This is a genomic window from Nocardioides sp. CCNWLW216, assembly GCF_037120545.1.
Classification (GTDB): Bacteria; Actinomycetota; Actinomycetes; order Propionibacteriales; family Nocardioidaceae; genus Nocardioides; species Nocardioides lianchengensis.
The window spans coordinates 190,766-205,312 of the sequence record NZ_JBBBBJ010000010.1 but is presented as its reverse complement, the minus strand read 5'-3'; the positions used below and the strand labels follow the sequence as shown (position 1 = coordinate 205,312).

The following is a 14,547-nucleotide window of genomic DNA, read 5'->3' as shown; positions in this document are numbered from 1 at the left end:
ACGACCCACGAGGGGGTGACGGCGCCGCAAGCGCGGCTTACCCTCGTGACTGCCGAGGATGGGGCCCCGGCACACGTGCACGGCTCGGGGGCGAGGGCCTGGCACCGACCAGCGTGACCACTGTGTTGACCCGGCTCGTGGCGGGCTCGACGCACTGGGGGGATGCATCGGCACGTACGACCGGGCGGCTCCGGCGAAGGGCTGCCCCATGACCTCCTCCCCATCTCCCACCACCACCCCGTTCCCACCCGTCCGCGGCGGCCCGCGGCTGCCGCGCACCTACGTCCCCCGCACCTCGTTCTGGGCCCAGCTCGACGAGGCGACCCAGGCCCCGGTGACCCTGGTCGTGGCGCCTGCCGGAGCCGGGAAGACTCTCGGCGTCGGGGGTTGGCTGGACCGACGTGGGGCACCGGCCCGCTGGGTCACCGCGGACGTGAGCTGGGACTCCAGCCGGCTCCGGGGCCTGCTGGGCCCCGACGCACCGGGGCTCCTGGTCATCGACGACGCCCACCTGCTGCCCCCGTCCGCGGTGGGGCTGCTCGACGATCGGCTCAGCCAGGCCCCCGAGTCCCTGCGCGTCCTGCTTCTCAGCCGGTGGGACCTGCGTCTTCGGCGCCTGGTCCCGGAGCTCCTCGGCCACCTCACGGTCCTGCGCGGCGACGTTCTCCGCCTCGACGAGGCCGAGTCTGGGGCGATGGTGGCCGCGCACGCCCGGACCCAGGACCCCGAGGTGGTGGCGACCATCGGTGCCCACGCCCAGGGCTGGTGCGCCGCCGTCGTCCTGATGTCGCGCGCCGTCGCGACCGCGCCCGACCCGGCCGCGGCCGCCCGCCGCTACGCCGGCATCGACGCCCGGGTCGCCGACCGGGTCGCCGACCGGGTCGCCAGCGAGGTGTTCTCCGCCCTCCGCCCGCCCGAGCGGCACCTGCTGCTGTGCGTGGCTCCCGAGGGCGAGGTGTCGGTCTCGACCGCCCGTCACCTCTCGCACGACCCGCGTGCCGGCGAGATCCTCGACGACCTGGAGACCACCGGCCTCCTGGTGACCCGCGTCGGCACCGACGACGGCCCCGACCGCCGCCGCCTCGGCTGGTCCGACGAGCACGACCCGCGCTACCGGATCCACCCGCTCCTCGCCGAGGTGATCCGGCGGCGGATGGCCGCGGGAGGCGTCGACGTCGCCCAGGCCCGCTCGACCGTGGTCCGGGCCGTCGGCCTCGACATCGAGCGCGGCGAGACCGCGCGCGCGTTCGACCGGCTGGTGGCCGTCCACGAGCACGGCCGGGCCGCCGACCTGCTGGCGGCCGAGGGCGTCACGATGGTGATGCGCGGGCAGGGCGACACCGTCGCCCGCTTCGTCCGGGCCCACCCCGACGTCGTCGCCGACCATCCCGGCACCTGGTTCCCGATCGCCGTCGAGCGCTGGGTGGGCAACGACGTGGAGAGCGCCCGGCACTGGATGGACCGGGTGCTGCGGGCGGAGACGCCGGGGCCCGGGGCGGCCCGCAACGTGTGCGGGCGCGTGGCCTGCCTCCGGCTGATGCGGGCCCGGCTGGGCCTGGAGCCGCTCGGGCCCGCCGTCGAGCACGCCCGCGAGGTGGTCCGGGCGTCGCAGCGCGACGGCCTCAACGACGACGTGATGCCGCAGCTGCTGACCGAGCTCGGCATCACCCAGAACTGGACCGGCGACCTGGTCCGGGCCCAGGCCGACCTGAGCACGGCCATCGGCCTGTGCCGCAGCCGGGAGCTGCCGGTCCTGGCCATCTCGGCGGCCACCCACCTCGCGATGACCGAGTACATGGCGGGCCGGGAGCGGTCCGGGCGGCAGGTCGCCACCGAGGCGGTCGGGATGCTCGGCGACGCGCTGCCGTGGCGGCCCCGCTTCGCCTGCGACCGGGCCGGGCTGGTGCTGCTCCTCACCGAGCTGGTCGACGTGCCCTGGACCCAGGAGTCCATCGACGTGCCGGACACACCGCCGCCGGCGCACACGGCCGACCTGTGCACCCGGTTCTGGATGCGCGTGCGCGACGCCCGCCTGGCGCTCCGGGCCGGGTCGGTCTCCCGCGCCGAGCAGATCCTGGAGACCCCGCTCGACCTCCCGGTCGGGATCGACCAGCTCCCCGAGCACCTGCGGGTCGTGACCCTCGTCGAGCGGGCCTTCCTCGCTGCCCTGGCCGCCGACGGCGACACCATCAGGGCGTGCGAGCAGGACCTCGTCGCCCTGGCGGCGACCGGGGAGGCGGCGCTGGCCGCGGGCCTGCGCGCGGACCTCGACGGGGACCTGCGGCGGGCCGCGGCCCTGTTCGCGACCGCCGCGTCCGGGGTCGGTCGCTCGCAGCCACCCGTCCGCGAGCTCGCTCTGGTCTGCGAGTCGCAGACGCTCGATGCGCTGGGCGACCGGGCCACCGCGCTCCGGCGGCTGCAGGACGCAGCGTCCGCGACCGGCGTACGCCGCAACGCCGTCCCCTTCCTCGGCTGGACGCGCCACGGCACGCCCGTCGCGCCCCTGCTGCGCCAGCTGGCGGAGCAGCCGGTCTCGCCCTGGGTCCGGGAGCTCGCCGACGCCGCCGGGAACCGGACCGACGCCGTCGCGGTCTACGCGACCACGACGGCCACGCCCCAGGAGCGGGAGCGGATCATCGGCGACCGGGTCCTGCCGGTGCTGAGCCCCCGCGAGCGCGACGTGCTCCACGAGCTGGCCCGCGGGTCCACCTACGCCGACATCGCGGTCAACCTGTTCGTCTCCGAGAACACGGTCAAGACCCACGTGTCCAGCCTCTACTCGAAGCTCGCCGCCAACCGGCGCAGCGAGGCCCTCGCGGTCGCCCGGAGCCTGCACCTGCTCTAGGTGAGGAGCAGGACCACGACCTGGTACGTCGCCCACACCAGCGCGGAGGCCACCCCGCCGACGAGGCCGGCCAGCAGCGCGACGGCCGCCACCCCCTCGAGCAGGGTGCGGACCTGGCCGGGGTCGCGGTCGACGGGGCGCGGGAGCGGGTGGGTGGACACGGCGCCAGCGTCCGGCGACCGCGGCGGTCCCGGTCCACCCGTTTCGGGCGAACCCGCCAGCGCGGCCCGGCCGCAGGCTGACCGGACCCGTTCCCCGAGCCGGGAGGCCCGCCGTGTCCCACTCCGCCGAGATCCACCCTGCAGAGATCGACACCGACCCCTCCCTGCCGTACGGCGCGGTGCCGCCCGGAGCCCGCATGCTGGCCGACCACTGGGGTCTGGTGCTCGCCTACGGCCTCGTCACCCTCGGCGGCGGGGTCGTCCTGGCGGCCTGGCCGGACGAGACCCTGAAGGTGCTCGCGGTGCTGGTCGGCATCCAGTTCCTGGTCTCCGGCGTGGTCCGGATCGTCGCGGCCATCGGGGGCGCCGGCGCGATGGACGGCGGGGTCCGGGCCCTGGTCGGGCTGTCGGGCGCCCTGGCCCTGATCGTCGGGTTGCTGTGCCTGCGCGACCCGCTGCAGACGGTCGTGGCGATCGGCATCCTGCTCGGCGCCTGGTGGCTGGTCTCCGGTGTCGTCGACGTGATCGCCGCGATCGTGTCGCCGGTGCCGGGCCGCCGCGGGTGGGACATCGCGACCGGCATCCTCTCGGTGCTGGCCGGTGGCTTCCTGCTGGCCTACCCCGACCTGTCCCTCGGCGTGTTCGTCCTGGTCGCCTGCGTCTGGCTCTTCGCGACCGGACTCGCGGCCGTGGCCACCGCGTTCGTGCTGCGTTCGGCGCGGCCCCGTGGAGCCTGACGACCGCCGGGAGCGGCTCGCGGAGCTGCGGGCCGAGGTCGCGCGCCTCGAGGCGGACCAGCCGCGCGGCGGCTGGTGGCGCAGCGTCGTCGTGGTCGCGTGCCTGGTGCTCCTCGCACTCGTCGCCCCGGCGGCGGTCGTGGCGACCTGGGCGCACGACCAGGTCGCCGACACCGAGCGGTACGTCGCGACGATGGCCCCGCTCGCCGACGACCCGGCCGTCCAACGGGCCGTCTCGGCCAGGATCACCCGCGAGCTGGTCAGCCGGCTCGACGTCCGGGCCGTCACCGGCGAGGCCGTCGACGCGCTCGCGGACGCCGGCGTGCCGCCGCGCGTGGCCGCGAGCCTGCACGCGCTCTCGACCCCTCTGGCGAACGGGATCGAGGGCTTCGTCCGGGAGCAGGTGGACCGGCTGGTGGCGTCCGACGAGTTCGCCGCCGCCTGGGAGCAGGCCAACCGGGAGGCGCACAGCCAGATGGTCGGCGTCCTCACCGGCGAGACCGGGCAGGGCGTCGAGGTCGAGGGCAACGCCGTCCGGCTGAACCTCGCGGTGCTGATCGACGCGGTCAAGGCCCGCCTGGTCGACGCCGGCTTCACGCTGGCCGCTCGACTCCCGACCGTGACCGCGCAGTTCACCATCTTCGAGTCCGCCGACGTGGAACGGGCGCAGCGTGGTTTCCGGCTGCTCTCGGCCGCCGCCCGGGTGCTGCCCGTGCTCGCCGTCGTCCTCCTCGGGGTCGCGCTGCTCACCGCACAGCGCAAGCGCCGGACCCTGGCGGCGGCCGCCCTCGTCGTGGCCGGGTCGATGCTCGCCCTCGGCCTCGCGCTCAACGCCTTCCGCGTCGTCTACCTCGACGCGGTCCCGACCGACCGGCTGCCCGCCGACGCGGCCGGGGCGATCTACGACCAGCTGGTCTCCTTCATCCGGCTGAACCTCCGGGCGGTGCTGGTGCTCTTCCTCGCCGTCGCCGCGGCGGCCTGGGTGAGCGGACCGGGTCCCGCCCCGGTCGCCGTACGACGAGGCACCACCCGCGGCCTCGACGTCGTCCGCCACGGTTCCGACCGCGCCGGGCTCGACACCGGACCGGTCGGCGCCTTCCTGGGCCGCTACCGCACCGCGATCCGCGGCACGGTCGCCGGCGTGGTCGTGCTCGCCTACGTGATGGCCGACCACCCGACCGGGGCGTGGACCTTGACCCTGCTCGTCGCGGCGGCGGTCGTCCTGCTCGTCACCGAGCTGCTGGCCCGGGACCCGATCCCACCCGTTCCGGGCGAGGAGGCAGCGCCCCCGCTCGCGGGACGGTGACGTCATGGCCACCTCCAACCCCGTCACCTCCCGCCCCGACGCGGCGGTACGCCTCGTCGGCCTGCTCGTCATCATCGTCGGCGCGCTGATGGTCGTCGCCGGCGTCACGACGTACGTCGTGGTGCAGCAGACCCTCGCCGCCGAGAACATCTCCGTCTCCGACGACGCCGACTGGTTCGCCGGCAACGACGTGGCCGGACCGCTCTCGGCGTACAGCGAGGCGGCCACGATCGCCAAGCACGCCGAGGGCATCGCCGACGGCAAGACCTACGCGGAGATCGCCCAGGACGACCCGCGTCGCGAGTCCGTCATGACCGCGTCGTTCCTCCGCGCCAGCCTGTTCACCTCGGTCGTCGCGTTCGGCGTCGCCGCCCTCGTCGTGGCGCTGGGCGCCGTGCTCGTCGCTCTGGGCTGGGCGCTGCGGCGGCTGGGCAGCGCCCCGGCCTAGCCGACCCAGCGGAAGGTGCGTCGTACCCACGCGTCCTCGACCAGCACCCGGCCGACCACCGCGGAGACGACCAGCACGCCGGCGAAGCCGACCAGCCAGGTCGCCACGGCGAGGACCAGCCCGAAGGTCCCGAACTGCTGGGCGCTCGACGTCGCGTAGCGGGGCATCACCACCGTCGACCCGGCGGCGTAGGCCACGACGGCCGCGCCGGTGACCAGCGCCGGGACGAGCAGCGGGCGCCAGGGCACCCGGCCGAAGAGCAGGAGATGCAGGGTCCACCACCACAGGACGGTCGCGAGCGCGGCCCGCAGGACCAGCCAGAGCGGGTCCAGGGCGACGCCGCCGACCCGGTCGTCGAGCCAGCCGACCACCGAGAGCCCCTGCATCGCGAGCAGCCAGCCCAGCAGCCACCCGAGGCAGAGTCGCCGGCCCCGGAACCCGCCGACGTGGGAGCGGCCCCAGACCCGCTCGTACATCCGCTGCACCGCCCGCGCGAAGCTGGACGCCGACAGCAGGGTCAGCGCGAGGCCGAGCAGCCCGGTCTGGGTGCGGACCGCCGAGGCGTCCAGCCCGGCGGCGGTGCCGGCCACCTGATCGGTGACCAGGTCCGCGCTCGCCTCCCCCACCCCGGTCACCGACTCGAACCGGTCGATCCCCAGTGCCGTCACCTCCTGCGGCAGGAACGCCGCCAGCACCACGACCAGCGGCACCAGGGCCAGCAGCCCCTGGGCGGCGACGACCATCGACCGGTCGATGAACTCCACGCGCACCAGTTCGGCGACCACCTTCCGGACGGGCGGGACGGTGTCCAGCACCCGGGCGCCGAGCACGCGGCCCCTCGCGACCAGCCGCTCACCCGTCCCGGGTGACCCGGCGCCCCGCGCCTGCCCACCACGGTGGACCTCGTGCGGTGGCTGCGACTGCTCGGGGTCCTCGGGTCGATCCTGGCCCTCTACCTGGTGGCGCCGGTGTCCACCGACCCGCCGGACCGGGCGGTGGTCCGCGCCGCCATCGGGGTCGCGGCCCTGGTCGGCCTGACGGCCGCCCTGGTCGAGCAGCTGCGCCGGGCGGTCCGCGACGACGAGCGGCGCGTCGACGGCCTGGTCGCCGCCATCGTCACCGTCCTGGTGGTCTTCGCCTACGCCTTCTACGCCCTCGAGGTCCACCGGCCCGAGCAGCTCGACGGCCTCGCCACCCGGCTCGACGCGCTCTACTTCTCCGCCTCCACCATGCTCACCGTCGGGTACGGCGACGTGCACGCCACCGGCCAGGCCGCCCGGGCCCTCGTGCTCCTGCAGATGGTCTTCGACGTCGTCTTCGTCGCCAGCGCCGCCGGGCTGCTCACGGCGCGGGTCCGCCGGGGTGCCGCCCGCCGTACCGTCAGCCGGGACGGGTGACACACCGGAACCCGAGGTGGGAGGTCGTGTCCCGGACGCCGTGGCCCTGCCGGGCGGCGGGCCGGTAGCGGCGGCAGTAGTACGGCGAGCACAGGTGCGATCCGCCCTTGGTGACCATCCGGTCGGTCTCCCGCAGCGCCTCCGGCGCCGGCCGTACGGCGCCGCCGCAGCAGGGCGAGGACGCGGGCTCGGGTGACCCGAGCCGGTCGCGGTGGTCGGGCGTCCACGGCGTCCGGGTCCACTCCCAGACGTTGCCGACCATGTCGTAGAGCCCGTAGCCGTTGGCCGGGTACGACGCGACCGGGCTGGTCCGGTCGTGCCCGACCGGGTCCTCGCTGCGCCAGGGGAACGGCCCCTGCCAGGTGTTGGCCATCACCCGGCCGGCCGGGGCCAGCTCGTCCCCCCACGCGTAGTCGGCCCCGACCAGGCCGCCGCGAGCGGCGTGCTCCCACTCGGCCTCGGTGGCCAGGTCCTTCCCGGCCCAGTGGGCATAGGCCAGGGCGTCCTCCCAGCCGACGTGCACGACGGGGTGGTCGGGCAGCTCGCGCCAGGTCGGCCCGTCGCCCGGCTGCCGCCACTGCGCGCCGGGCTGCCAGCGCCACCACCGGGTCCAGTCGTCGAGCGGCACCGGGCCGTGCGGCTGGGTGAACACCTGCGAGCCCGGCACCAGCAGCTCGGGGTCGGCGCCCGGGAAGTCGGCCGGGTCGAGCTCGCGCTCGGCGACGGTCACGTGCCCGGTCTCGGCGACGAAGGCGGCGTACTCGGCGTTGGTCACCGGGTGCGGGTCCCACCGGACGTCGCCGACCTCCACCTCGACGACCGGCCGCTCCTCGGCGTAGAAGCGGTCGCTGCCGAGCAGGTCGAGACCGCCGGGGACGAGCACCATGGGGCCGTCGTACCACGCCGCGGCGGGCCGCCCGCCTCACCCGGCTCGGGTGAGCCCGGTGCCGGCGCGCCCGCGGTTGGCTGCCGCGTGTGATCCCCCACCTGGCGCCGACGCTGCGCGGCTACCAGCGGGGCTGGCTGCGGCCCGACATCCTCGCCGGGCTCGCGGCGGGGACCGTGGTGGTCCCGCAGGCGATGGCCTACGCGACCATCGCCGGGCTCCCGGTCGAGGTCGGGCTCTACACCTGCCTGGCCCCGATGGTCGCCTACGCCCTGGTGGGCGGCGCACGAGCCGTCAGCGTGTCGACCACGTCGACCATCGCCGTGCTGGTCGCGACCACCCTGGCCGGCCTCGAGATCGGCGACCAGGACGAGCTGCTCGGCGCCGCGTTCACGCTGACCTTCCTGGTCGGGCTGTGCCTGCTCGCGATGCGACTCTTCCGGCTGGGGTCGCTGGTCGAGTCGATCTCGCCGGCCACCCTGACCGGGGTCCGGATCGGGGTCGGCCTCACCGTCGCGGCCAGCCAGCTGCCGGCCCTGCTGGGCGTGGCCGCCGACCCGGACGGCGGCGGCTTCTTCGCCACCGTCACCGACGCGATAGGCCGGGTCCCCGACGCCGACCCGGCCACGGTGCTGGTGTCCGCCGCCGCCGTCGGCGTGCTGCTCGTGCTGCGCCGGTGGGCGCCCCAGGTCCCCGGGCCGCTGGTGGTCGTCGCCGGTGCGGTCGTGCTGGTGGCGACGACCGACGTCGAGCGGACCGTCGGGCTCATCGACCCCGTGCCGTCCGGGCTGCCCGGGCTGTCGCTGCCGGTGCCGGGCGACGTAATCGACCTGCTGCCCGGTGCGCTGGCGATCGCGGTGATGGCGTTCCTCGAGACGGTCCTCGTCGCCCGGACCAACCGCCGTCGAGACGAGCCGCCGATCGACACCGACCAGGAGCTGCTCGCCACCGGGATCGCGTCGCTGGCCGGCGGCCTCACCCAGACCCTGCCGCCCGCGGGCGGCTTCTCGCAGTCGGCGGTCAACCTGCGCTCGGGCGCCCGCACCCAGCTCTCGACCGTGATCACGGCCGCCCTGGCGCTGCTGGTCGCGCTGCTCCTCGCCCCGGTGCTCGACGACCTCCCGCGCGCCGTGCTCGCCGCGATGGTGCTGGTGGCCATCCTCGGCCTCCTCGACCCCCGCGAGCTCGCCGTCTACGCCCGCATCGACCGCGCGGAGCTCTGGGTCGCCCTGGTCGTCGCGGCCCTTGGCCTGACCGGCGGGATGCTCCTCGGCGTGGCCGTCGGGGTGGCGCTGACGCTGGTGCTCGTGGTCCGCTCGGTCAACCAGCCCCGCGTCGCCCCGTCGTACGACGGACCGCCGGACGCGCTGTCCCTGCGCCTGACCGGCGGGCTCTACACCGGCAACGCCCGGTCGACCCACGACGAGGCGCTGCGCCTGGTCCGCGAGGCCGACCCCGCCCGCGTCGTGCTCGACGCGGCCGCGGTCACCCGGGTGACCATCCCGTTGATCGACACCGTACGGGCGCTCCGCGACGACCTGGCCGGCGACGGGATCGCGTTGACCGTGACCGGGCTGCGGCCGGAGGTGCTGGAGGTGCTGCGCCGGTCGGACTGGTTCGTCGGCGCCGAGCAGGCCGGGCTGCTCGGCGCCCGATGAACCTCAGTCCCGGGCCATCGCGGCGTGGAACTCCCGCTCCAGGTCGACGTACACGTCGTCGCCGATGTTGATCTCGACCACCCGGATCCGCCCGCCCGTGAAGGCGTACGGCGCGTCGTACTCCGCCGAGACCGGGTCGGAGCTGTCCCGGCCCACGGTCAGCCCCTCGCCGCAGAGGGCGAACTGGCCCGGCTGGGTCCGCCAGTCGCTCTTGGCGACGGCCAGGTCGTCGACGTAGAGCGTGGCCGTGCCGAGCGCCTCACCGTGCTCGCCGTGGCCCTCTTTGGCGAAGTCCATCCCGAGCACGTGCGGGCCCGGGGTCAGCTCGTCGGCCGACACCAGGTGCTGCTCGGGGGCGATCCCGAGGAAGTTGTAGACGTAGTGGAGCCGGCGGTCCTTCACGAACAGCGAGTGCCCGCCGAACCGGGCGCCGTTGGCGATCACCACCCCGTGCGCGTCGCGGTCGTCGAGGTCGACCTGGGCCAGGATCTTGAACGAGCGCCCCTTGATCTGCGCGGCGGCGAACTCCGGCACCGGCGAGGTGTTCGGGTAGTAGCGGTAGACCCCGCCCTCGGGGAGGTCCGCGACCGGGAGGCTCTTGATCAGGTCCGCCACCGAGCGGTTGTCGAGCGGGAGCACGTCGTACTTGCCGGCCTCGACGTACCAGAGGTTGACCAGCTCCTTGACCTTGTCGGGGTACTCCGCGGCGAGGTCGTGCAGCTCGGCCCGGTCCTCCTCCGATCGGTAGAGCTCCCAGGTCTCGTTGACGAAGTCGGTCGCGGTCCCGCCCTCGTTGGGGGCGCGCCGGGCGACGACGTGCCAGCCGTCGTGCCACAGCGCCCGGGTGCCGAACATCTCGTAGTACTGGATGACCTTGCGGGTCGGCCCGTCGCCCTCGAACGAGTACCGCATCGACACCCCCGGCAGCGCGGACTGGTCGTAGCCCTGCACGGTGTCCGGCATCTCCAGGCCGATGCACTCCAGCAGCGTCGGGACGACGTCGACCGCGTGGTGGTACTGCGTGCGCACCTCGCCGCGGGCCGTGATGCCGCGCGGCCAGGAGATGACCAGCGGGTCGGCCACGCCGCCCTGGTAGGTGTAGCGCTTGAACATCTTGAACGGCGCCGAGAAGGCCGTCGCCCAGCCGGTCGGGTAGTGGTTGTACGTCGCCGGCGAGCCGAGGACGTCGACCTGGGCCAGGTTCTCCTCCAGGTCGTCGGGCCAGGCGTTGAAGAACTTGTTCTCGTTGACCGACCCGTTCGAGGTGCCCTCGCCCGACGCCCCGTTGTCGGCGCAGTAGAGGATGATCGTGTTGTCGAGCTGCCCGGTCTCCTCCAGGAAGTCCACGATCCGGCCGACCTGCGCGTCGGTGTACTCCGAGAACCCGGCGTACACCTCGGCCATCCGGGAGAAGAGCCGCCGCTCCTCGGCGTTCAGCTCGGCCCACGGCCGCACGTGGTCCAGCGGTACGGCGGCCTGGGCGTCCAGCGGGTTGATCTCGCTGAGCTCGGTGCCCTCGGGCAGGATGCCGCGCTCGACCATCCGCGGCAGCACCCACTCGCGGTAGGCCTCGTAGCCGTCGTCGAACTGCCCGGCGTACTTGGCGATGTAGTCCTCCGGGGCGTGGTGCGGCGCGTGGTTGGCGCCGGGGCAGAACCAGAGGTACCAGGGCTTGTCCGGAGCCGAGGTGCGGCTGTCGGCGATGAACGAGATGGCCTTGTCGGCGAGGTCCTTCGACAGGTGGTAGCCGTCCTCGGGCCCGTACGGCTGGTCGACGTAGTGGTTGTCCTCGGCCAGCGTCGGGAACCAGTTGTTGGTCTCGCCGCCCACGAACCCGTAGAACCGGTCGAAGCCGCGGGCCAGGGGCCAGTTGCGCCGGGTGGCGCCGACCGCCCACTCGTCCACCGGGATGTTGTGGTTCTTGCCGACCCAGTAGGTGTTGTAGCCGTGCTCGCGGAGCACCTCGCCGATGGTCGCGTTCTCCATCGGGATGTGGCCGGTGTGCCCCGGGAACCCCTGCGCCCCCTCCGAGATCTGGGCGAAGCCGTTCTGGTGGTGGTTGCGTCCGGTGAGCAGGCAGGAGCGGGTCGGCGAGCACAGCGCCGTGGTGTGCCACTGCGTGTAGGTCAGCCCCTGGTCGGCCAGCCGCTGCATCGTCGGCATGTTGATCCGGCCGCCGTACGGCGACCACGCCGCGAGCCCGGTGTCGTCGTACAGGACGAGCAGGACGTTGGGCGCGCCCTCCGGGGCGGCCGGCTCCCGGAACGGCGTCCAGTCGGCGACCGAGTCGCGGACGTCGAGGTTGATCACTCCCTGGAATGGCTTCGTCATGCCGCCACGGTGAGCCCGCCCGCTTCCGGGCGGGCTCACCCGATCCAGGTGACTACCGCTTCGCCCGCGTCACCTTGATCTTCGCGGTCGTCGACGCCTTCTCGGTGAGCGTGTCACCGAGGTAGGTCACCGTCGCGCGGACCGTCCCCGGCTTGGTCAGCCTGACCAGCCGCACCGTCGCCCGGCCGCCCTTCAGCGTGGCCGCGTAGGTCTTCGTGCCGACCTTGACCGTGACCCTGCCGGACGGCGTGAGACCGGGCGCGGTGACGGTGACCGTGACCTTGGCCCTGGTCTTCCTGGCCACGACCTTGCCCGGCGCGACCTTGGCGGTGACCGTGGCGACAGCCTTGCGGACCGTGAGCCTCGCGGCCGCGCTGGTGCTCGGCAGGGTCGCCGCGCTGCCGAGGTAGCGGGCGGTGACGGTCTGCGAGCCGACCGCGGTGAACGGACCGACGGTGCCCGTCGCCCGGCCGCCGACCAGGGTCAGGTTCGCCCGCTTCACCCCGCCGACCAGCAGCTCGACCGTGCCGGTCGGCGTCGGGCCGGCGGAGGCCACGGTCACCGTGACACCGGCCGTGCCCCGTCGTACGGCGACGGCGGAGGGAGCGATCCTGACGGACGTCGTCGACGACGCCGCGGAGACGGTGATCGGGAGCTCGACCGTGGTCCCGGTCTTGTTGCCGACGATTCGCAGGGTCGTCGCTCCCAGCGGCGCGTCGGCCGGGACGGTCGTGCGGACCGCCGCGGTGCCGTACTCGTCGGAGACGGCGTTGCCGACCGTGTTGTCCACCGGGAACGACGCCAGGCGCTTGCCCCCGAGCGACACGGCCACCGAGCTGTCCTTCAGGTCCGTGGTCGACGGGAAGGCCAGCGACGAGAGGTCGACGGCCAGCGCCCCACCGAGGGGGTACGACGCGGGCGCGCCGCCCGGGATCGTCACGCCCACCGCGTGCTGGGCGCGGCCGGGCACCAGCGGGCTGCCGCCGGCGGCCGGGTCGGCGTGCTCGTCGAGGTAGCCGAGCAGGGCCTCCAGGACCGGCGTGCCGGTGTCCTGCTTGTCGGTGGCGCCGAGGAACGCGCGGAAGTTGTCGCCGCCGGCGGCCAGGGTCGAGTCGACCGCGACCGAGTACGACGCGGTCGGGACGACCGGCTCGCCGTCGAGCCACATGCCGGTGATCCGGGAGCCCTCGGGAGCGCTCGGGTCGTGGGTCGAGGTGAAGCCGGCCGACGTCCCGAGGCGCAGGAACGGCACGGACGGGATGCCGCCACCGGCGCTGCGCTGCCACTGCTGCTCCAGCACGGCCTTCAGCTGGGCGCCGGTCAGGCTCAGGGTCACCAGGGTGTCGGAGGAGGGCTGGACCGCGGCCGCCTGCTGGTAGGTCACGGCGGCCGGGAAGCTGGTCGCGCCACCCGCCAGGTCACCGCCCAGGGAGCCGGGCCGGACCAGGGCGAGCTGGGTGTCGCCGGTCGCCCACTTCTGCACGTCGGCCACCAGGTGGCCCAGGGTGGACTCGCCCCCCGGGTTCACGGTCGCGCCGTTGGCGCGGGTGGCCCGGGTGAACGGGGCCGCCACCTGGGCGACGTCGACGTCGGGCTTCAGCCGGATCGCCCGGAAGGAGACGTGGTCCGAGCCGGCGGGGTTCTCGAGCCCGATGAAGCCGGTGGTCGAGACGGGCTCCGGCAGGTCGAGGGTGTTGACCAGGGTGCCGTTGAGGTGGACCCGGACCCGCGAGCCGGTCAGCCGGATCGAGTAGGTGTTCCACTGGCCGACGACCGGCTTCAGCGCGGCGGCGACCTTCTCGGCGTCGGCGGGCTTGGCGGTGCCGCCGGTGGGCACGATCGCGCCGGTGCTCGGCCCGATCGGGATGCGGAAGCCGCCCGCGGGGTCCGCGCCGCCCCGGCTGCCGGAGGCGACGTACACGCTGGAGACGGCGTCCGCGTCACCGCGGCGCCAGTCGAGCTCCAGGGTGTAGGGGCCCTGCTGCTGCGTCGTGAGCCAGGTGGCGCCCCGACCGCGGAAGCCGCGGATGGTGCAGTCGGTCTGGCGGCCGAAGCCGCCCGCCCCGGCCTTGCGCCAGCCGTCGAAGGTCGCGAAGGTGCCGTCGAAGAGGCTGGTCCAGCCGGTCTCCTGCGCGGTCGCCGGGCACGGGTCGGGCGCGGTCCCGCCGACCTGGATGGCGTCGAGGTTGAGCCGGCAGATCTCCTGGCCCCGGTCGCACTGCACGGCGATGGTGTTCGGCCCCTGGTTGAGGGTCACGGTGGCCGTGGAGAAGCGCCAGGCCTCCCAGTTCTCGAGGCTGGTGATCGGGTAGCTCACCTGCTGGCGGCTGCCCCCGTTGGTGAGCAGCCCCATCGCGCGGGTGACGTTCTCCTCCGGCGTGAGCGGCCCGGCCGCGTAGCGGATGTAGACCGGGTAGGTCCCGGCCGCGGGCGCGTTGACGGTCATCGTCGACTGCATGCCGGTCTCGCGGAAGGTGTAGGACCCGGTGCCCGAGAAGTTGCCGTGGTCGCCGGAGTTGAGGGCCGGTCCCCCGCTGATCACGCCGTCCTCGACCTCCAGCCAGGCGATCACCTCGTCGCCGACGGCCGCGGTGGCCGGGGCGGCGGTGACGGCGAGCGCCGTGAGAGGGACGGACAGGGCCGCGACCAGCACGGCGGCTCGCTGGAGGGATCTGCGCAGCACGTTCATGGAACTCCTCGCTCGGGGTGGCGGCCCGAACGTATGGCGCCGATCACACAGAGTCAAGAACTGAGTCCAGACTTGTGAACACTTCTTCA

11 protein-coding genes are annotated in these 14,547 nt (G+C 74.4%); 6 read left to right on the top strand and 5 right to left on the bottom strand.

All coding sequences use genetic code 11. The features are described from left to right. Positions 1–208 precede the first annotated feature (208 nt). Positions 209–2,845 (top strand): helix-turn-helix transcriptional regulator, encoded by a 2,637-nt coding sequence (locus V7S47_RS20695; protein ID WP_336563340.1) that lies wholly within the window; start codon positions 209–211, stop codon positions 2,843–2,845. On the opposite strand, the gene V7S47_RS20690 is transcribed toward V7S47_RS20695, so the two are convergent. Further along, on the bottom strand, positions 2,842–3,006 hold the full coding sequence (locus V7S47_RS20690) for a hypothetical protein (RefSeq protein ID WP_336563339.1): 165 nt from the start codon (positions 3,004–3,006) through the stop codon (positions 2,842–2,844). The two genes, V7S47_RS20695 and V7S47_RS20690, sit on opposite strands and share 4 nt — an antisense overlap. Before the next feature lie 113 nt (positions 3,007–3,119). On the opposite strand from V7S47_RS20690, the gene V7S47_RS20685 reads away from it, so the two are divergent. The 3 genes from V7S47_RS20685 to V7S47_RS20675 are packed head-to-tail and all read left to right on the top strand — an operon-like array spanning position 3,120 to position 5,497. After that, positions 3,120–3,743: an HdeD family acid-resistance protein gene (locus V7S47_RS20685; protein ID WP_336563338.1), complete on the top strand. Its 624-nt coding sequence runs from the start codon at positions 3,120–3,122 to the stop codon at positions 3,741–3,743. Next, positions 3,733–5,049 carry a hypothetical protein gene (locus tag V7S47_RS20680; RefSeq protein WP_336563337.1) on the top strand — a complete coding sequence of 439 codons (1,317 nt, stop codon included), beginning with the start codon at positions 3,733–3,735 and terminating at the stop codon, positions 5,047–5,049. Before V7S47_RS20685 ends, V7S47_RS20680 begins: the two co-directional genes overlap by 11 nt. Positions 5,050–5,053: 4 nt before the next feature. Continuing rightward, positions 5,054–5,497 carry an aromatic ring-opening dioxygenase LigA gene (locus tag V7S47_RS20675; RefSeq protein WP_336563336.1) on the top strand — a complete coding sequence of 148 codons (444 nt, stop codon included), beginning with the start codon at positions 5,054–5,056 and terminating at the stop codon, positions 5,495–5,497. Here the strand turns inward: V7S47_RS20675 and V7S47_RS20670 are convergent. Beyond that, the gene (locus V7S47_RS20670) at positions 5,494–6,327 is read right to left on the bottom strand and encodes a hypothetical protein (protein ID WP_336563335.1); all 834 of its coding nucleotides are present in this window, start codon (positions 6,325–6,327) and stop codon (positions 5,494–5,496) included. The genes V7S47_RS20675 and V7S47_RS20670 overlap by 4 nt on opposite strands. Positions 6,328–6,402: 75 nt before the next feature. On the opposite strand from V7S47_RS20670, the gene V7S47_RS20665 reads away from it, so the two are divergent. After that, entirely contained in the window at positions 6,403–6,894 is a 492-nt protein-coding gene (locus V7S47_RS20665; RefSeq protein ID WP_336563334.1) for a potassium channel family protein, read from the top strand. On the opposite strand, the gene V7S47_RS20660 is transcribed toward V7S47_RS20665, so the two are convergent. Then, positions 6,878–7,780, bottom strand: a complete 903-nt coding sequence (locus V7S47_RS20660; RefSeq protein ID WP_336563333.1) for an SUMF1/EgtB/PvdO family nonheme iron enzyme — start codon at positions 7,778–7,780, stop codon at positions 6,878–6,880. The genes V7S47_RS20665 and V7S47_RS20660 overlap by 17 nt on opposite strands. Before the next feature lie 89 nt (positions 7,781–7,869). On the opposite strand from V7S47_RS20660, the gene V7S47_RS20655 reads away from it, so the two are divergent. Further along, the gene (locus tag V7S47_RS20655) at positions 7,870–9,438 is read left to right on the top strand and encodes a SulP family inorganic anion transporter (protein ID WP_336563332.1); all 1,569 of its coding nucleotides are present in this window, start codon (positions 7,870–7,872) and stop codon (positions 9,436–9,438) included. A 3-nt stretch (positions 9,439–9,441) separates the two neighbouring features. Here V7S47_RS20655 and V7S47_RS20650 read toward each other — a convergent pair whose 3' ends face one another. Both V7S47_RS20650 and V7S47_RS20645 read right to left on the bottom strand, forming a co-directional pair. Further along, on the bottom strand, positions 9,442–11,769 hold the full coding sequence (locus V7S47_RS20650) for an arylsulfatase (RefSeq protein ID WP_336563331.1): 2,328 nt from the start codon (positions 11,767–11,769) through the stop codon (positions 9,442–9,444). Between the two features lie 52 nt (positions 11,770–11,821). Continuing rightward, positions 11,822–14,458, bottom strand: a complete 2,637-nt coding sequence (locus V7S47_RS20645) for a 5'-nucleotidase C-terminal domain-containing protein (RefSeq protein WP_336563330.1) — start codon at positions 14,456–14,458, stop codon at positions 11,822–11,824. Positions 14,459–14,547: the final 89 nt, after the last annotated feature.

Coding starts and splice junctions, on each gene's coding strand:
- V7S47_RS20695 (WP_336563340.1), top strand. CDS start 209: ATGACCTCCTCCCCATCTCCCACCACCACCCCGTTCCCACCCGTCCGC.
- V7S47_RS20675 (WP_336563336.1), top strand. CDS start 5,054: ATGGCCACCTCCAACCCCGTCACCTCCCGCCCCGACGCGGCGGTACGC.
- V7S47_RS20660 (WP_336563333.1), bottom strand. CDS start 7,780: ATGGTGCTCGTCCCCGGCGGTCTCGACCTGCTCGGCAGCGACCGCTTC.
- V7S47_RS20650 (WP_336563331.1), bottom strand. CDS start 11,769: ATGACGAAGCCATTCCAGGGAGTGATCAACCTCGACGTCCGCGACTCG.
- V7S47_RS20645 (WP_336563330.1), bottom strand. CDS start 14,458: ATGAACGTGCTGCGCAGATCCCTCCAGCGAGCCGCCGTGCTGGTCGCG.